The sequence below is a fragment of the Halorubrum sp. SS7 genome (assembly GCF_005435055.1).
GTDB lineage: Archaea > Halobacteriota > Halobacteria > Halobacteriales > Haloferacaceae > Halorubrum > Halorubrum salinarum.
In genome coordinates this window covers 1-471 of sequence record NZ_SGXV01000299.1, presented here as the reverse complement: position 1 = coordinate 471, position 471 = coordinate 1, and the positions used below count along the sequence as shown (strand labels likewise).

1 protein-coding gene is annotated in these 471 nt (G+C 64.8%); it reads left to right on the top strand.

The window, feature by feature from the left end; all coding sequences use genetic code 11:
* Window positions 1-471: ATP-binding cassette domain-containing protein (locus tag EXE44_RS18110; protein ID WP_137718055.1), on the top strand; the 471-nt coding region annotated here is incomplete at both ends.

The following is a 471-nucleotide window of genomic DNA, read 5'->3' as shown; positions in this document are numbered from 1 at the left end:
GCGAGTTCGGTCATCCACTTGGAGGAGCCTACCTCGGGAGAGGTCATCTTCAACGGGAACGGTCGCGAGGGCGCGACGCGGAACTCCGACGGGACGCATCCCAACGACGTGACGAAGTTCGACGACGACGAGCTGATGGAGTTCCGGCGGGGCGCACAGATGATATTCCAGGACCCGTCATCCAGCTTCGACCCGCGGATGTCGGTCGGGAACGCGGTCGGTGAACTCCTCAAGGTCCACGGCATGAACGACCGCCACCGACGACGTGCGATCGTCGAGGACCTACTCGAACGCGTCGGGCTCTCGGCGAGCGACTTCGACCGGTATCCCCACGAGTTCTCCGGCGGCCAGAAGCAGCGGATCGCGCTGGCCCGGGCGCTCGTGTTGAATCCGGACCTCATCATCGCCGACGAACCGGTGAGCGCCCTCGACGTCTCCATCCAGGCGGAGATCCTCTCGCTGATCAACGAC